This window comes from Halorubrum xinjiangense (assembly GCF_900102375.1).
GTDB lineage: Archaea > Halobacteriota > Halobacteria > Halobacteriales > Haloferacaceae > Halorubrum > Halorubrum xinjiangense.
Genome location: NZ_FNBO01000010.1, coordinates 25,493 through 42,432, shown reverse-complemented (window position 1 = coordinate 42,432; position 16,940 = coordinate 25,493). Strand labels below are relative to the sequence as shown.

General features: G+C 67.6%; 16 protein-coding genes. 4 read left to right on the top strand and 12 right to left on the bottom strand.

The window, feature by feature from the left end; genetic code table 11:
• Nucleotides 1-14 precede the first annotated feature (14 nt).
• The 6 genes from F3H13_RS11660 to F3H13_RS11635 form a co-directional block, all read right to left on the bottom strand.
• Entirely contained in the window at nt 15-458 is a 444-nt protein-coding gene (locus F3H13_RS11660; RefSeq protein ID WP_149799200.1) for a metal-dependent transcriptional regulator, read from the bottom strand.
• A gap of 43 nt (nt 459-501) precedes the next feature.
• A complete protein-coding gene (locus F3H13_RS11655) occupies nt 502-987 on the bottom strand; it encodes a ferritin-like domain-containing protein (protein ID WP_149799199.1) in 486 nt (161 codons plus the stop codon).
• Nucleotides 988-1,137: 150 nt separating this feature from the next.
• A complete protein-coding gene (gene sufD, locus F3H13_RS11650; protein ID WP_149799198.1) occupies nt 1,138-2,352 on the bottom strand; it encodes a Fe-S cluster assembly protein SufD in 1,215 nt (404 codons plus the stop codon).
• Nucleotide 2,353: 1 nt separating this feature from the next.
• Nucleotides 2,354-3,784 carry a Fe-S cluster assembly protein SufB gene (sufB, locus tag F3H13_RS11645; RefSeq protein WP_149799197.1) on the bottom strand — a complete coding sequence of 477 codons (1,431 nt, stop codon included), beginning with the start codon at nt 3,782-3,784 and terminating at the stop codon, nt 2,354-2,356.
• A 52-nt stretch (nt 3,785-3,836) separates the two neighbouring features.
• Nucleotides 3,837-4,763 (bottom strand): ABC transporter ATP-binding protein, encoded by a 927-nt coding sequence (locus F3H13_RS11640; protein WP_149799196.1) that lies wholly within the window; start codon nt 4,761-4,763, stop codon nt 3,837-3,839.
• Between the two features lie 145 nt (nt 4,764-4,908).
• Nucleotides 4,909-7,707 (bottom strand): DNA-directed DNA polymerase, encoded by a 2,799-nt coding sequence (locus F3H13_RS11635; RefSeq protein ID WP_149799195.1) that lies wholly within the window; start codon nt 7,705-7,707, stop codon nt 4,909-4,911.
• Nucleotides 7,708-7,809: 102 nt separating this feature from the next.
• Here F3H13_RS11635 and F3H13_RS16250 point away from each other — a divergent pair, with 102 nt between their 5' ends.
• The 3 genes from F3H13_RS16250 (at nt 7,810) to F3H13_RS11625 (ending at nt 9,039) form a co-directional block, all read left to right on the top strand.
• A complete protein-coding gene (locus tag F3H13_RS16250; protein ID WP_188128055.1) occupies nt 7,810-7,983 on the top strand; it encodes a DUF7331 family protein in 174 nt (57 codons plus the stop codon).
• Between the two features lie 67 nt (nt 7,984-8,050).
• Nucleotides 8,051-8,548 carry a DUF7322 domain-containing protein gene (locus F3H13_RS11630; protein WP_149799194.1) on the top strand — a complete coding sequence of 166 codons (498 nt, stop codon included), beginning with the start codon at nt 8,051-8,053 and terminating at the stop codon, nt 8,546-8,548.
• Between the two features lie 26 nt (nt 8,549-8,574).
• Nucleotides 8,575-9,039, top strand: coding sequence for a DUF7346 family protein (locus F3H13_RS11625; RefSeq protein WP_149799193.1), 465 nt, complete (start codon nt 8,575-8,577; stop codon nt 9,037-9,039).
• 239 nt (nt 9,040-9,278) lie between these two features.
• Here F3H13_RS11625 and rad50 read toward each other — a convergent pair whose 3' ends face one another.
• The 4 genes from rad50 to F3H13_RS11605 form a co-directional block, all read right to left on the bottom strand.
• A complete protein-coding gene (gene rad50, locus F3H13_RS11620) occupies nt 9,279-11,972 on the bottom strand; it encodes a DNA double-strand break repair ATPase Rad50 (protein WP_149799192.1) in 2,694 nt (897 codons plus the stop codon).
• Nucleotides 11,969-13,282 (bottom strand): DNA double-strand break repair protein Mre11, encoded by a 1,314-nt coding sequence (mre11, locus tag F3H13_RS11615; RefSeq protein ID WP_149799191.1) that lies wholly within the window; start codon nt 13,280-13,282, stop codon nt 11,969-11,971. Before mre11 ends, rad50 begins: the two co-directional genes overlap by 4 nt.
• Nucleotides 13,279-13,656, bottom strand: a complete 378-nt coding sequence (locus F3H13_RS11610; protein WP_149799190.1) for a hypothetical protein — start codon at nt 13,654-13,656, stop codon at nt 13,279-13,281. The genes mre11 and F3H13_RS11610 overlap by 4 nt, the downstream gene beginning before the upstream one ends.
• Nucleotides 13,657-13,763: 107 nt before the next feature.
• On the bottom strand, nt 13,764-14,027 hold the full coding sequence (locus tag F3H13_RS11605; RefSeq protein ID WP_004598708.1) for a helix-turn-helix domain-containing protein: 264 nt from the start codon (nt 14,025-14,027) through the stop codon (nt 13,764-13,766).
• Nucleotides 14,028-14,232: 205 nt separating this feature from the next.
• On the opposite strand from F3H13_RS11605, the gene pan1 reads away from it, so the two are divergent.
• On the top strand, nt 14,233-15,450 hold the full coding sequence (gene pan1, locus F3H13_RS11600) for a proteasome-activating nucleotidase Pan1 (RefSeq protein WP_149799189.1): 1,218 nt from the start codon (nt 14,233-14,235) through the stop codon (nt 15,448-15,450).
• A gap of 79 nt (nt 15,451-15,529) precedes the next feature.
• On the opposite strand, the gene F3H13_RS16540 is transcribed toward pan1, so the two are convergent.
• Nucleotides 15,530-15,661 (bottom strand): hypothetical protein, encoded by a 132-nt coding sequence (locus tag F3H13_RS16540; RefSeq protein WP_262488605.1) that lies wholly within the window; start codon nt 15,659-15,661, stop codon nt 15,530-15,532.
• Between the two features lie 89 nt (nt 15,662-15,750).
• A complete protein-coding gene (locus tag F3H13_RS11595) occupies nt 15,751-16,926 on the bottom strand; it encodes a DHH family phosphoesterase (RefSeq protein ID WP_149799188.1) in 1,176 nt (391 codons plus the stop codon).
• Nucleotides 16,927-16,940 lie beyond the last annotated feature (14 nt).

Genomic DNA, 16,940 nt, shown 5'->3' with positions numbered 1-16,940 from the left:
GCCCGGCGGCCCTCTTACTGCTGTTCCGGCTCGACCGGCGCCGCCGCGACCTCTAGGCACGCGCAGGCGTCGGACTCGGGGTCGAAGCAGTCCGGACACTCCGGCTGGCGGTCGATGATCGTGTCGAGCCGCTCGGCCACCGTGTCGTCGATGACGGCCTCCAGCTCGCGGGCCTCGGCCTGGAAGTCCTCGACCGCGAGGACGTTCGCGAGGAACCGCTCGATGATACAGTATGTCTGGAGCGCGTCTCGCGCACGGACGATTCCGTCGTCGGTGAGCTTGACGCCCTTGTACTTCTCGTGTTCCGCGAGGCCGCGCGCTTCGAGCTTGCCGATCATCTCGTTGGCGCTGGCCGGGCTGACGCCGAGCGCGTCGGCGATCGACCCGGTCGAGGCGGGGCCGTCTTCGCTGTCCTGTACGACGTATATGGTCTTGAGGTACTGATCTGCGGTGTTCACGGCTGTCCTCCGTCGGCGCTCGTCGGCGACTCGTCTGCCCGGTTCATCGGCGCTCCATGACCTCCGTGACCTCGCGCACTCCCTCGGCCTCCTCGTCGCGGATCGTCGTCAAGGTGGCGAGCAGCTCCTCGCGGTCGATCGAGAACGCGGCGTCGGATCCCTCGATCGCCTCGATGAGGTCGTCGTAGAACTTGTACGCCGTCTCCTCGTTGCACAGCTGGTCGTACAACACGTCGTCGAAGTCCTCCGGTCGCGTCCGCCCGTAGCGGGCGTCGACCAGCGACTCGATCTCGCCGAACGGGACGCTGTCGACGCCGAGCCCCTCGACGAGGGCCTCCAGCCGCTCCCGGTGGTCGGCCGACTCTTCGGCGGCGTCCGCGAGTAGGGTCTCCACCTCCGCGTCGAGCTCGGCGTCCAGCTGTTGGTAGTGGCGGTGCGTTCGCGCTTCGACGACCTCTTCGAGCACGATTCCGATCTGGAGCAGCCGCGCGAGCTGGTCGTCGGAGGCGACCCGCTGGCTCACGCTCACCGCGACCACCCAAGACGGCACGATACGCGGGTACGCATACTCCGGACTCGGGCGTCGTCGGTCTTAAGCCGTTCCCCTCGCGCACCGGTCGCTCCGCGGGCGAGGCGAGACTGAAAAATTCGTTCGGCGGACGAGAACCGAGCGAGGGCCTTACTGGAGGCGCTCGATGACGAGCTCCTCGACGTCGTCGCGGAACTCGTCGACCGCGATCTCCTCTAGGACGGGCACGAAGAAGCCCTCGACGAGCATGTTCCGGGCCGTCCGCGAGTCGATCGAGCGGCTCTCGAGGTAGAACAGGTCCTCGGCGTCGACCTGACCCACCGTCGCGGAGTGGGAGGCCTCGGTGTCGTGGTTGTGGATGATCAGCTTCGGCGACGCGTCGGCCTCGGCGTCGTCCGACAGCATCAGCGTGTTCTCGCGCTGGTAGCTGGAGGTGTTCCACGCGTCCTCGCCGACGTCCTGGACGCCCTCGTAGACGGAGCGGGCGACGTCGTCGAGCACGCCGCGCGTGACGAGGTCCGCGGTCGTCTGCTCCGCCTGGTGCCACACGCGGGCGTTGATGTCGAAGTGCTGGTCGTCCGTGCCGAAGAACGTCCCGACGATCTGGCTCTCGGAGCCGTCGCCGTTGAGCTCGGTCTCGATGTCCGAGCGGGTGAGCTTCGAGCCGAAGTTGCTCTCGATCCAGTCGACCGTCGCGTACGTGTCGGTCACGCCGCGCTTCAGCGAGTAGGTGTACGCGTCGTCGTCGAGGTTCTGGAGCGAGCCGAACTGGACGTTCGCGTTCTCGCCCGCGACGACCTCGACGAGGTTCGAGAAGTAGCGGTCGTCGGCGACCTCGTCGTCACCCGTCTCGATCGACTCGAGGATCGTCACGGACGACGACTCCTCGGCGACGACGAGCGTCTGGCTGAACAGCGAGCGGGAGTTCATCTCCGCGCGCACCGTCACGTCCTCGACGTCGACGCCCTCGGGGACGTAGACGAACGTGCCGGTGGTGAACAGCGCGACCGAAAGCGCCGTGAGGTAGTTGTGCTCGGGGTCGAGGACGGAGCCGAAGTTCGCCTCGATGACGTCGCCGTACTCGTCGAGCGCCTCGGTGAACGGCAGGACGACGACCTCGTCGTCGCCCGCGCTCCGCTCGGTCGCGTCCGACTGGTTCAGCGGGTCGACGAGCGCCTCGAAGTCGAGCGCCCCTAGGTCGGTCCAGCGGCGGCCGGGCGTCTGGATGACGTCGGGGAGCTCCGCCGTCTCCAGCGCCGAAAGCGCGTTCAGGCGGGTTTCCAAGAGCCACTCGGGCTCGTCGCGTTCCTCGGCGATGCGTCGTACCGTGTCCTCTGAGAGGCTCTCGATTGCTTGCGTGCTCATGTTATCCGAGCGAGCCCTCCATTTCGAGTTCGACGAGCCGGTTGAGCTCGACGGCGTACTCGATGGGCAGCTCTTCGGTGATGGGCTCGATGAAGCCCGAGACGATCATCTGTTTGGCGTCGTCGTCGTCCAGCCCGCGGGACTGGAGGTAGAAGATGTCCTCGTCGCCGATCTTGCCGACGGTCGCCTCGTGGGCGACGTCGACTTTCGACTCGTTGATCTCCATGTACGGCATCGTGTCCGAGGTGGACTCGTTGTCGAACATCAGGGCGTCGCACTCGACGGCGGTCGAGGAGTTCTCGGCGCCGTCGGCGATGTGGACGAGGCCGCGGTAGTTAGTGCGGCCGCCGTCTTTCGCGATAGATTTCGACTCGACGGTGGACTTGGTGTCGGGCGCGTTGTGGTACACCTTCGCGCCGGTGTCGATGTCCTGGCCCTCGCCCGCGAAGGCGATGGTGATGTGGTTGTCGGAGGCGCCGCGGCCTTTCAGGATCGTCGAGGGGTACAGCATCGTCGCCTTCGAGCCCATCGATCCGGAGATCCACTCCATGCGGCCGCCCTTCTCGGCGATGGCGCGTTTCGTGTTCAGGTTGTACGTGTTCTTCGACCAGTTCTGGACGGTCGAGTACTGGACGTGGGCGTCCTCGCCGACGAACACCTCGACGCCGCCGGAGTGGAGGTTAAAGGCCGAGTACTTCGGGGCGGAACAGCCCTCGATGTAGTGGACCTCGGAGCCCTCTTCGGCGATGATGAGCGTGTGCTCGAACTGGCCCATCCCCTCGGAGTTCATCCGGAAGTACGCCTGTACGGGCATCTCCACGGTGGTATTCTCCGGGACGTAGACGAACGAGCCGCCGGACCAGATGGCGCCGTGAAGCGCGGCGAACTTGTTGTCGCTCGGGGGAACGCACTTCGTCATGAAGTGCTCGCGGACGATCTCCTCGTGCTCTTGGACGGCCTTGTCCATGTCACAGAAGATGACGCCCTTCTCCTCCCACTGCTCTTGCATGTTCTGATAGACGATCTCGGACTCGTACTGCGCGCCGACGCCCGAGAGCGCGTTCTTCTCTGCCTCCGGGATGCCCAGCTTGTCGAACGTGTCCTGGATCTCCTCCGGAAGGTCCTCCCAGCTGTCGGCGCCGCCGCGCTTGTCGATGTCCGGGCGGATGTACGGTACGATCTCGTCGATGTCGACCTCGCTCAGGTCCGGCTGGCCGGGCCAGTCGGTCGGCATCGGCATCTTCTGGAACTGCTTGAGCGCGCGCAGGCGGCGCTCCAGCATCCACTCCGGCTCGTCTTTGTCCTCCGAGATGACGCGGACCGTCTCCTCGGTGAGGCCTTTCTCGCTTTTGAAGGCGGAGTTCTCCTCCTTCTTGAACTCGAAGCGAGCCTCGGTGTCTGTCTCCTTGAGGTCGTCCTGTTGTGAACTCATAGTGTATTGTTACGGATTCCCGTGTTTACGTGTGTTGCGTGACCACATTCGATTACGCCGCCTCGAAGGCGTCCTCGCGGACCCAGTCGTACCCCTCGTCCTCGAGCTTCTCGGCGAGCTCCGCGCCGCCGCTCTTCACGACTTCGCCATCGAGCATGACGTGGACGTGGTCGGGCTCGACGTAGTCGAGGATGCGCTGGTAGTGGGTGATCTGGAGGATGCCCGTGCCCTGCTCGTCGCGGAGCGCGTTGATCCCCTTTGAGACGTCCTTCAGGCGGTCGATGTCGAGCCCGGAGTCGATCTCGTCAAGTACGGCGACGCTCGGCTCCAGCATCGCGGCCTGGAGGACCTCGTTCTGTTTCTTCTCGCCGCCGGAGAAGCCGGCGTTGAGGTAGCGCTGCATGAACTTCTCGTCCATGTCGAGCAGCTCCATCTTCTCCGAGAGGATCTCCTGGAACTCGGCGACGCCGATCTCGCCGTCGTCCGCGGGGCCCTCCATCGGGGAGGTCTCGTACCCCTCGTCGTCGTCGGCCTCGTCGGCCTCCGCCTCCTCTTCGTCTTCATCTTCGAACAGCTCCTCGCGCTCGTCGGCCTTCGCGTTGAGGGCCTGTCGGAGGAAGTTGGTCATGGTGACGCCTTCGATCTCGGCGGGGTACTGGAAGCCGAGGAAGATGCCGAGCGCGGCGCGCTCGTTCGGCTCCAGCTCGAGCAGCTCCCAGTGGTAATCGTCGTCGTCGAGGTCGGCGTCGACGTCGGCGACGTCCTCCTCGCTGAGGTGGAGGGCGATCGACCCGTCGGTCACCTCGTAGGCCGGGTGGCCGGCGATCACCTTCGCCAGCGTCGACTTCCCCGAGCCGTTGGGACCCATCAGCGCGTGGATGTCCCCGGACTCGACGGTCAGGTCGACGCCGCGAAGGATCCGTTCACCGCCCTCTTCGGCCACTCGTGCCCGAAGGTCGTTGATTTCGAGAGTTGCCATTGTGTTCTCGTGCCTCGTGTGCGTACAGTAGGTGTTGCTGGGGTTAACGGTTACGCATCTCTGCCTCAAAAATCGCAGATCGACCAAGAAATTTTCTTCCGATCGAAAACTGCTTTCGGCACGCAGTGTTTCTCCTCGCCGAAGGTCACATGAACGAGCCGAGTCCGGTCTGCTCTTGGCCCGTCTTCACCTCCTCCCACGACATCCCGAGCGCCTCGATCACGCGTTCTATCGGCCCCTTCAGCGTCTTGTCCAGCATCTTCTCCCAGTCGACCTCGAACTCGTCGGGCACCTGATCCGCGTACTCGAAGCAGATCACGTCCGGATCGCGTTTGAACTCCCCGTACAGGCGGTCGCGCTGCGGGTCGAGCCCCTCCTCGTCTTCCATCCGCGCCCAGAAGTCGGGGTGGACCTTCTCGATGTAGAGCCGCTTCGGCTTCGACCCGCTCCCGAAGTTGGTCCCGAGCAGCAGGTTCGCGTACTTCGCCCCGCGGACCTGCGCGGTCGGCGTGTCGTAGGCGTCGAGCTTCTTCCCGATCCCGCCGGGGATCCCGATCTCGTCGAGGTCCATGTCGCCGTCGAGCACGCGCGCGATGACGTCCACGAGGTACTCTTTCACTTCTCCCATGTCCTCGTCGATGTCGTCGCCCGTGACGATCGTCTCGATGACGTTCTGCTGGACTTCCTTCGTGATGCCGGCGATGTCCGAGCGCTTGTACTCGAAGCCGGTGATGTCGATGTCGTCGACGTCTTTCCCCTCCTTCCAGATGATGTGGCCGGCGTACCGCTTCTTTTTGCCCGCCTGGAAGAACCGCCGGTAGAGCTTCTCGAACTCGATCTGGAAGCGATGGTCGTCGGCGTTCAGCTCCTCGCGCGCGAAGTCGTCGTAGCGCTCGTTGATGTGGTCCTCTATCTCGAAGGAGGTCTCGATCGCCTCCTCCTTCGACATGTCAGATAAAGATAACATAACGCTGTCGGTGTCACCATAAGCAACTTGATAGTTTAGCTCCTCTGCGGCCTCCTCGGTAAAGTCGATGACTTCCCGACCGGTCGCTGTGACGGCTGCTGCGCCCTCTTTGTCGTAGAGACGGAACCGATCCCATCCCGTTACCCCATATAAAGAATTCATAATAACCTTGACAGAGGCCTGCTGTCGGTCGTACTGCTCGTAGGGTTCGGTGCCGGGATCGTGGTCGTTGCGGAGCGCCTTCTTCTCCTCGCGCTCGGAGAGGAGTTCGTCGACCATCTCGCGCATGATCCCGTCGGGCTCCTTCTGAAAGTGCGTCCCGTTGGGCGCGACGTACGTCTCGCCGTCGTACTCGTCGGGGTCGACTTTCGTCTCCGGGCCGGCGTTTATCGTCACCATACACATCGGGTAGAGGCTCTTCAGGTCCTGGACCGTCACCATCTCCTTGACGCCCGTGATCGGGTCGAAGACGGCGCCGCCCTCGAACTCCTCCGACTCCTGTTGGCCCTTCGTCGGGAGCGCGAACTTCCCGAACGCCTTGTGGAGGACGTACATGTCGACGGTGTCGCCGGGGGTCGGCGCGTCCTCGATCTTACAGCCGACGAAGGTCCGCACCTCGTCCCAGAAGGCGATCACGTCCTGTTTCCGGTCGATCTCGACGCACAGCTCCACGTCGCGGATGCTGTACTCCAGTAAGCGCTCGGGGTCCTGCTCCCAGAGGTCGCCGATGTCGCCCGTGTAGCGCTCCTTGCCGACGCCGAGTTCGCGCTCGCCGACGGCGTCGAGTCGGTACGACTCCAACTCCGTGAACATCGTGCGCTTGTAGGCGTACAGCAGGTCGAAGACGACCCGGCCCTTGACGTTGGGGCCGCCCCAGCCGGAGCGCCACACCTCGCCGATTCGAGAGAGCCGGTCGACGGAGAGGTCGTACTGGCTCCCCTCGTCGAGCACTTCCATCCGATCGAGCAGGTACGGCGCGTCGAAATCTTCGAAATTCCACCCCGTCATAAGATCTACGTCGGTTTCGCCGATGTACTCGACGAACGCGTCGAGCATCGCGGCCTCCTCTTCGAAGGTGCGGACCCTGAAGTCGAGATCTTCGCCATCGCCGACGATCCCCTCGTAGTCGGGGAGGTCTTCGGGCGGCGGCACCTCCGCTTCCGGCGCGTCGTACAGCCAGACGACGTACTCGTCGTCGTAGGAGTCGTGGCTGGTGAGACAGATGATCGGCTCCTCGCCGTCCTCGGGGAACCCGCGCCGGTCGTCCACCTCGATGTCGAAGGTGTTCACGCGCATCTCGGCGTCGACCTCGGCCGGTTCGAGCATACCTTCGTGGACCTGGATCGTCCCCTCGCCGTCGTCGAGCCGGCGCTCCTCGACGCGGATCCCGCCGTTGAGCCCGTTGTCGATCAAAAAACGGTTCGGGAAGAGGATGTCCGCCTCGAAGCTGGTCGCGAAGTCGTCGCGGATGTTCCCCACGTCGCGGGGCGTCCGGGTGACGATCCGGGTGAGCGGCTCACCGCGGATGCTCTCGTACGGCTCGCCGTCGGGGTTCTCTTCTCGGGTCCCGATCACCACGTCGTACTCCTCGACGGGGTCGCGGTCGAGGTCGGCCGTGGGAACGTAGAAGTACGGCTCGACCCCCAGCACGCGGAGGTGTTCGACGACGTCGTGGTCGGCGTCCTCGACGTGCTCCGCGGGTCGTCGGCCGAACACGTGGACGACCGGGTACTCGTCGCTGCCGTACCCCTCGACGGCGTAGTCGATCTGGGTGATCATCAGCTCGACGGTCCCGGTCGACTCCGGGAACTTCGCCTCGTCGACGTCGACGACGTCGCTGACGTGCCCGCGTCCGCCGCCGGCGACGACGGCCGCCTCCTGGGCGGCCAGCTCCTCCCGTTCGGTGTCCGTGTCGCCGTCGGTCCCGTCGCCCGCGTCCCCGGTCGACGAGAAGTCCGACAGCCCCGACTGAGTCATATCCGCCCTTCGGCGTCACCCGGCTAAAAAACTCGGCTTTCGGGTGCGGCGAGCTATCCCGCCACGGAAAGGCATATATTGTGTGATGACTTACCACGGTCCATGTCTTCGGACCCACGCTCCGAATCCGAGGTGGCTCGCCCGGCCGACTCCGACGCGGTCGACGCCGAGGTGGAAGCGTACGAAGACGACGGGAACGTGGTGCTTTTCGACGCCACGAATCCCCTCGCGTGGGTCGAAGCGAGCCGAACGGTACGGCTCGCCGACGCGCTCTGAGGCGGCGAGCCGGATCCCGCCGCCACCGGACGGAACCCCTTTGCCCCGGCGCGGCGTACGTCCGGGCGTGTTCAGCCTCGACGAGGACGACGAGGGCGAGATCTCCATCGGTGAGAGCTCCGACGCCGAGCGGGAGATGACGCCCGACATCCCGAAGGCGCCCTCGGTGAAGTCGTTCGACGACGACGGCGACTTCTCCGGTGCCAGCGACGTGGACCAGGGGACCCTCCGCGCGTTCGTCGTCGCCGTCATCTACGCGAACGCCGCCGTCCTCCTCGTCGCGCTCGGCCCGATGGTGTGGTACTTCGAGGGCTGGTCGCGCGTCGGCCCCGCACTGCTCGTCGGCGGGCTCTTGGCCGGCGTCCGGACCTACCAGACGTACCGGGCGTGGGAGCGCTCGCGGGACGAGGCCGACGAGTCAGCGCCCGACGGAGACGGCGAGGGGGACGGGGACTCCGAGGCCGGCGGAGACGCCGCGGGCGATGAAGACGCTGCGGGCGATGAAGACGCGGCGGCCGACGAAGACGACGACCGCGATTTCGACGCCGCGCCCCCGGAAGCGTAATGTCCGACGGGCACGCTGTTTCGGCCATGCAGACGGTTCGCGACGGCGACGGCGAGACGTACCTCCTCGTGAAGCACTCCGCCGAGTCGAGCCGCGTGCGGGACCCCGCCACCGGCGAGGAGCGGTACGTCGACAACGACCGACTCTCGGTCGTCGACGGCGAGTCACCGCTCGCGACAGCGGCCTCCGGCGTGCCGGAACCGGTCCGCCGGACGCTCGGTGCGGTCCGCGACGACCGGTCGCTCGGCCTGCTCGCGGTGGTCGTCGACGAGGGGCCGATCGCGGCGATCGACCTGCTCGACGCCGCAGACATGTGCGAATCCGACCTCCACGGCGCGCTCTCCGAGTTCCGCGCGGCGGGACTGGTCGCGGAGGCCGAGGTCGCCGGGCGACGGGGCTACGAGGCGACCGCGGTCGCGGAAGAGGCGCTGAGGCTGTTGCGGGGCGGGTCGGCGGACGAGGGCGCCGTTGGCGAGGGCGACGGCGACTGATACTCTATTTATACGTGCGATTCGTGGCGGTCTGCGGCCGTTCGCGTCTGAATCCTCGATCAGCCGAGCGTGAGCCTCACGCCTCCCCAGCCTCGTCAGTCGCCTCCGCTTCGCTCCGACGACTGACTCCCTCGCGCGTGCTGCTCGGCCGCAGAGCGGCCTCGCAGGCACGCGCCGACGTGGAGGTACGGGCTGTCGCTGTCGGATACTTATAAAAAGAACCGTCGCACCGGTGGCACTCAGTCGCCCGCGAGTTCCGCGACGTCGAGGTCCGCCGCGTCCTCCCGGCGGACGGTCGAGCGGTTCGAGCGCGGGTCCTTCTCGACGGTGACCAGTTCGTCGGCCGCGCCCACCAGCTCGTCGTCGTGGCTCACGATGACGATCTGTCGCACGCCGAACCCGCGCATCTCCTCGACGAGCCGGACGAGCCGGGAGACGTGGCCGGAGTCGAGGAACACCGTCGGCTCGTCGAGGATAAGCGGCGGCGTCGGGGCCGCGCCCTCGATCCCCTCGGAGAGCAGCCGGTAGATGGCACAGCGCAGCGAGAGGTTGAACAGGGCGCGCTCGCCGCCGGAGAGCTGCTCGGGGTCGAGCGGCTCCCCGTCCTTCTGGTACACCGTGAGAACGTACTCGCCGTCGAGCTCGATGTGCGAGTAGGCGTCGTTGCCGTAGACGAGTTCGAACGTCTCGTTGAGCGTGCGCTCTAGCTCGGTGACGTTGCGCTGGCGGAGCTCCGCGCGCAGGTCGCCGTACATCGACTCCAGCTCGCTCGTCTCCTCGTGGAGCGTTTCGAGGGCCGCCACCCGGTCGCCGAGCGCCTCGCGCTCCTCGCGGAGCTCCTCTAACTCGCGGATCTCGCCTTTCACCCCGCCGATCGCGTTCTGGAGCTCCTCGCGCCGCTCGTCGAGCGTGTCGAGCTCTTTGGCGACCTTCTCGAGGTACTGCTCGGCGTCTTCCTTCCGTTTCTCGGCCGTCTCGACCGCAGCCTCGTCGACCGCGGCCGCGAGCTCGTCGCGGCGCTCGCGCTTGTCGGCGAGCCGATCGCGGCGTTCGTCGTTCATCTCTTCGAGGTTCTCCCGCTTCTCGCGGCGGCGCTCGATCTCGTCTTCCGCGTCGGCGATCGCGGCCAGGTCCTCCTCGACCGCCGTCACCGCCTCGCGGGCGTCGTCGATCGCCGACAGCGACGCCTCCAGTTCCGCGACGCGTTCCGCGGCCGCCTCGGCCTCCTCGCCCTTCTCTGTGGCGACCTCGCGGGTCTCCTCGGCCTCCGCACGGAGATCGGCGGCGCGCTCGCGTTTCTCCTCGGCCGCCTCCCGCTTCCGGTCCGCCTCCGCGCGTTTCTCTTCGACCCGCGCGTCGAGGGTCTCGACCCGTTCGTCGATCTCGTCGAGCCGATCTGCCGCGCTCGCGAGCCCGTCCAGCTCCGCGATCCGTTCGTCGAGGTCGCTCTCGCGCTCGCGGGCGTCCGCCAGCTCGGCCTCGAGCTCCGCCACCCGCTCGCGGTCCTCGTCGATCCCGCTGGCGTGCGGGGAGTCCTCGACCGGCTGGCCGCACTCGGGGCACTTCCCCGCCGCGAGCAGCTCCTCGGCCTCCTCGACGCGCTCGCGGGCGTTTTTCAGCTCCGCCGACAGCTCGGCGATCCGCTCGCGCAGCGCGCCCCGCTCGTCGCGCAGCGCGTCGCGCTCGTCGGCAACGCCGTCGCGGTCGACGTCGGCGTCGGCGGCCGCGAACCGCTCGCGGAGCCCGTCGACCTCCTCGCGCAGCTCCTCGATCGACGCCTCGCGCTCGTCGGCCGCCGCCGCCGCCGCCTCGGCCTCGTCTGCGAGGCCGTCGGCCTCGGATTCGATCTCCGCGGCGCGCTCGGTCCGGTCGTCCGCTTTCCCGGCGAGGTTCGTCGCCTGGTTCCGGAACGCCTCGGCGCTCACCCGCTCGTCGTCGAGGTCACCGCGGATCGACGCCTCGCGGTCGTCGAGCTCCGCGCGGCGGTCGGCGACGGCCGCCTCGCTCGCCGCGTCGAGGCCGGCGTCGTCGAGCCGGTCGTCGATCGCGGCCTCGATCTCGTCGATCCGCTCGCGGGTCTCGCGGATCGCGTCGCGGTGGTCGTCGCGCTCGCGCTCGGCCTCGCGGATCGTGGCCTCGATCTCGTCGATCTCGGCCTCGACCGACTCCAGCTTCTCCCGCTTTTCGGCGTGGGTCTCGAGCGTCTCCGCGGCCGCGTCGCGCGTCTCCCTCGCCTGTTCTCGCTGAGACTCGTACCGGTCGATCTCGTCGGTGACTTCGCCGAGCTCGCCCTCCAACTCGTTGAGCCGCCCGTGGAGGTTGCGGTCCTCCTTCGCGGCGATCTGCTCGTCGAGCTGGTCGAGGCGCCCGCGCCGATTCTCGAGGACGTCCTCGACGCCGAGGCGCGCGTCCCCGGCGCGCTCGCGGTACTCCTCTAACTTCCCCAGCTGGAGCAGGTCGTCGATGGTGTCCTGTCGCTCCCGGGGAGTGGCGTTGATGAGCTTGTTCACCTCCCCCTGTCTGACGTACGCGCAGTTGACGAACGCCTCGGCGTCCATCCGCAACAGTTCGGTGACGAACTCGCGGACCGCCCGGGCGCCGTCGCGCGTCACGTCGCTCCCGTCGGTCGATTCGAGCGTACTCTGGTGGTCGATCCGGCCGTCGTAGGACCTGAGTCGTCGCTCGACCCGGTAGGAGACGCCGTCGTGAGTGAACCACAGTTCGACCTCCGTCTCCTCCTCGCCGTTCGTGATGACGTCTTCGAGGGTCCCGTCGAGCGCCTTCGAGCCGTACAGCGCGAAGAAGCAGGCCTCCAACAGCGACGACTTCCCGCTGCCGTTGAGCCCGTGGATCACCGTGACGCCCTCCGTCAGCCGCAGGTCGGCGTCGCCGTACGGCTTGAAGTTCGCGAGGCGGACGCGGTCGAACTTCACAGGTAGTCCTCCATGGAGACCTGGCCGTCGTTCGACGCCGGATCGGGGTCCGCGGTTTCCGCGGGGTCGGATTCGGCATCCGGTTCGTCAGTGGTCGATTCGTCGCCGTCTGGTTCGCCTGCGTCCGCCTGCGCCTCGCCGTCACCGCCCTCGCCGGCCCTGGCGTCCGTCTCGACGGCCTCGAACGCGTCGAGGCCTCCGTCTTCGTCGAGCCGCTCCTCGACCCTCCGTTTCACCGTCTCGCGGACGTTGGCGTCGGGGACGGCGTCCTCGCGGACCGCGCGTTCCACGTCGCGCGCGGCGGTCGAGAGCGATAGCTCGTCGAGGCGGTCGCGGACGGCGTCCTCCGGGTCGGCGAAGCTCACGTCCACCTCGCCGTCGGCGTCGACCTGCCGTCGGTCCGTGACGCGCGCGAAGAGCGCGCCCTCGTCGTTCGCGAACTCCTCGACGGCCGCCGGCGTCACCGGGTCGCCCTCGCCGGTGATCTCGACGTGGACGACCGCCTCCGCGAGGTCGAACTCGCGGACGCGCTCGCGGACCCGCGACTCGCCTTCCCCCTCGCGCAGTTCGACGGAGACGAAGACGAACGGCCGGGTGTCGAGCGCGCGGCGCCGGATCTCGACGCGGTCCTCGCCGCCGGCCGCGTCGGCGTCGAAGACGACGAGGTTGTAGCCGCGCCCCTCGCGCTCGCTCGCGCTCGCGCGCTCGGTCGACCCCGGGTACGTGACCCAAGTGTCCGCGACCCGCGCGGTGTCCGGCGTGTGGTTGTCGCCGAGCAGCATCGCGTCGAACTCGACGTCGCTCTCGGTCAGCACCGTCTCGGTGTCCCAGTCCGCGTAGCCGAACGGCTCGAAGAGGCCGTGCGCGACAAGCGCCGCGTACTCGGCGTCGTGGTCGGCGAACGCGTAGTCGAGCTCGTCGCGCCGGGAAACGGGGACGTGGTCGAGCCCGTAGAAGGCGGTGTCGCCCACGACGACGGGCTCGTCGCCGAGCCGCGTGGCGAGGCCGAGGCGCTCGAAGAGGTCGAGCCACTGGCCGCCCCGCGTCGACTCGTGGTTGCCGACGACCGCGAGGAAGGGAACGCCCGCGTCGTCGAGCCGGCGGAGGACGGAGATGGTCCCCATCAGGTCGCGGAGTTCGGGCCGGCGGTCGTTGAAGAGGTCGCCCGCGTGGACGACGGCGTCGACGCCGTCGTCGACCGCGTCGTCGACCACGGCCTCGAACGCGTCGAGGAAGTCCTGCCGTCTGACCGGCGAGTGGTACTGCGAGTACCCGATGTGGGTGTCGCCGGTGTGGATCACCCGTGTCATCTGGTCGCGTCTTGGCCGGTGTCCGGCTTAGGGATTCCGGGGCCGGAGCGGAAGTGGTCGCGGTCGGTGCGCCCGCCGTCGCCGCGGTCGCGGTGATCCGTCTTTTCGCCCGCCGCCGCCCGTCGAAACGCCCGGTACGCGACGAGCGCCTCGCGTCCGCGCTCTGCGGCGGCCTCGTTGCCCGCGCGATCCGCGGCGTCGACCGCGTCCGCCAGCCGATCCAGGCCGACGGCGTCGGCGAACTCGGCCGCGCGACGCAGGTCGGTTCGCGCGGCGTCCGCCTCGTCGATCACGGCGACGTATGGGCGTCTCGCGGTATCGGTGCGCGTCGCGAGCGCGGCCAGGGCGCGCTTGACGGCGGTAGTCGAGACCACGGGCGGACTGGCGCGGTATCGGATATAAACGGTCGCGGACGCCTCTCCCCTCGATGCGGCGGCTCGCGACGCCCGTCGAGTCTCGCGTTCAGCTGGCGACCCAGCGTTCAGATGCCGAGCGAGTACAGCCGCTTGCGCGCGTCGGTGAAGGAGAACCGGGAGTCGACGACGCCCTCCTCCTCGAGCCGTGACAGCGCGTAGCGGACGGTTCGCGGCGGGAGCAGCGTCTCCTCGGCCAGCTCGCTCTGGGTCAGCGTGTCGTTGTAGTCCAGCACCTTCGCGACCAGCTTCGCGCTCGGGGGGAGGTCGCGAACGGCCGCCCAGCGGTCCGCGGTCCCGTCGTCGGCGGTGACGGCGTCGGTCGTGCTCATGCGTGTCTCGATCGTCGTCATGCTAGTTGATAATATTTACTATCCATTTTAATTATCGTGGAGCATATAGCGGCGGTCGAGGGTACTGATCGGCGGGAGCGCGGCACGCCGCTCCTCGCCGCCTCGCGCCCCCGCTCGGCCCGCGGCACGGGGTATCGTGCCCCCACCCGAAGCCTCTTATCCGCGAGACGCTTTAATAAACACAATGAGCGACACGGTCGACGACGTCGATATGCCCTACGACGAGGGAGCGGCGTCGAAACAGGAGAAGATCGACTCCCTACAGGAGCGGCTCGACGTCTTAGAGTCCCAAAACGAGGAGATGCGCGACAAGCTCCTCGACGCCAACGCAGAGAACAACAAGTACCAGCAGAAGCTCGAGCGGCTCACCCACGAGAACAAGAAGCTGAAGCAGTCCCCGCTGTTCGTGGCGACGGTCCAGGAGATCACGCCCGACGGCGCCGTCATCAAGCAGCACGGGAACAATCAGGAGGCGCTCACCGAGATCACCGACGAGATGCGCGAGAAGCTCGACCCCGACGACCGCGTCGCGGTCAACAACTCCCTGTCGGTGGTCAAGAAGTTAGAGAAAGAGACCGACGTCCGCGCCCGCGTGATGCAGGTCGAGCACTCCCCGGACGTGACCTACGCCGACATCGGCGGGCTCGAAGACCAGATGCAGGAGGTCCGCGAGACCGTCGAGATGCCCCTCGAACACCCCGACATGTTCGAGGACGTGGGCATCACGCCCCCGAGCGGCGTCCTGCTGTACGGCCCGCCGGGCACCGGCAAGACGATGCTCGCGAAGGCGGTCGCGAACGAGACGGACGCGACGTTCATCAAGATGGCCGGCTCCGAGCTCGTCCACAAGTTCATCGGCGAGGGCGCGAAGCTGGTCCGCGACCTCTTCGAGGTCGCCCGCGAGAACCAGCCGGCCGTCCTCTTCATCGACGAGATTGATGCCATCGCCTCGAAGCGGACGGACTCGAAGACCTCGGGGGACGCCGAGGTCCAGCGGACGATGATGCAGCTGCTCTCCGAGATGGACGGCTTCGACGAGCGCGGCGAGGTCCGCATCATCGCCGCGACCAACCGCTTCGACATGCTCGACCCCGCTATCCTCCGCCCGGGCCGCTTCGACCGGCTCATCGAGGTGCCCAAGCCGGAGACCGAGGGTCGCGAGATCATTTTCCAGATCCACACCCGCAACATGAACCTCGCCGACGGCGTCGACTTCGCCGAGCTGGCGGAGCTGACCCCGGAGGCCTCCGGTGCCGACATCAAGGCGGTCTGTACCGAGGCCGGGATGTTCGCCATCCGCGACGACCGGACGGAGGTCACGCTCGACGACTTCCTCGAGGCCCACGACAAGCTCCGGCAGGACGAGGAGACGAGCGCCGACGACTCGCTCGCGTTCGCCTGATCGGGCCGATATCCCGCCGACTCGGGACCCGTCGCCGGGTCGCTCTTTTTGACCGTCGTTCCCCGACCGGAGCGCCGCGCTACAGCGCTGCGACGGCCAGATACGGAACGACGAAGAACAGTAGGAACACCAGTCCGACCGCGAGCGCGTAGCCGGCGCCCACGCCGGCAAGCGCGAGCCACCCGTCATCGAGCGCGTCAGCGACGTCCATGGCGGATACACCGCAGCTCGGGACTTAAATCCGAGCGCTCGTGTTCGCCGCGGATACCCCGAGCATCGGCCGGACCGCGTCGCCCCCGGTCACACGTCGCCGGCCATCGCACGGAACAACCCGTCAGCGAGGGCGTCGCGGTCGACGGTCTCCGGCTCTCCTTCCCCGGTGGGGTCGACCTCCGGTTGGATCGTCCCGCCGCCCATCCGGGAGTGTCCCCCGCCGTTCGCGTTGTCGACGTCGTTTAACACCGCTGCGATTGCGTTGCCCATGTGGACCCGATCGTCGCGCGACCGCCCCGAGAGGTGGACGGTCCCGTCTCGCTCCCCGATCACCACGACGGCGCTGACCCCCTCGAGCTGGATCAGCTCGTCGGCCGCCTGCGGGATCGCGTCGACGTTGTTCACGCCGCCGACGTCGGCGACCCCGAACGACCCTTCGATTCGGCGTCCCGCGATCGCGCGGGCCTTCACCTCCAGCACCTCCGCGTCGACCGCGGGGTTCGCGATGCGGTCGAGACGGTCCTGGTCGACGCCGGGGTAGAGGTAGGCGGCCGCCGCGAAGTCGGGTTCGCTGGCGCCGACGGTGAGATGTTTCGTGTCGGCCAAGATCCCGTACAACAGCCCGGTCGCCGTGTCGGTCGACAGCGTCAGGTCACTCGTGGTCTCGCTCGCGTGCTTGTCCGGCGGGACCGGAACGGCGTCGTTGTCTCGGAAGTACTCGGCGACGACCGAAGCGGTCGCGCCGTAGTTCGTCCGCACGTCGGTGAACGACTCGCCGGCGCCGTCGCCGGGGTGGTGGTCGACGACGGCCGTCGGCAACACGCCGTCGGCGCCGGCGAACCCCCGCGGCTCGTTGTGATCGACCAAGACGACCGACTCCGCCGCGAGGTCGCTCACGTGTTCGATCGGCTCCAGTTCGAGGTCGAGGACGGTTCGGAACGCCCGGTTCTCCTGATGGCGAATCTGACCGGGGTACTGGACCGTCGCGTCGACGTCCACCTGATTGGCGAGCGAAGCCACCCCGACCGCGGCCGACATCGCGTCGGGGTCCGGGTTCGGATGCATCAACACCGCTATCTCGTCTTCGGCGGCCAGCAGCCGGCGGAACCTCACTCCCGGCGTCCGCCGGGACCACAGTACGACGAGGGCGACTCCGACGGCGATCAGGACGGCGAGCGCCGCGGCGACGGCGATCTCGGGATTCTCCCGGGCCATGGCCTCCGCCTGCGAGAACCGGTCGCCGACCGCGCTCATCGCTCGCATGGGTTGTGGCGAAT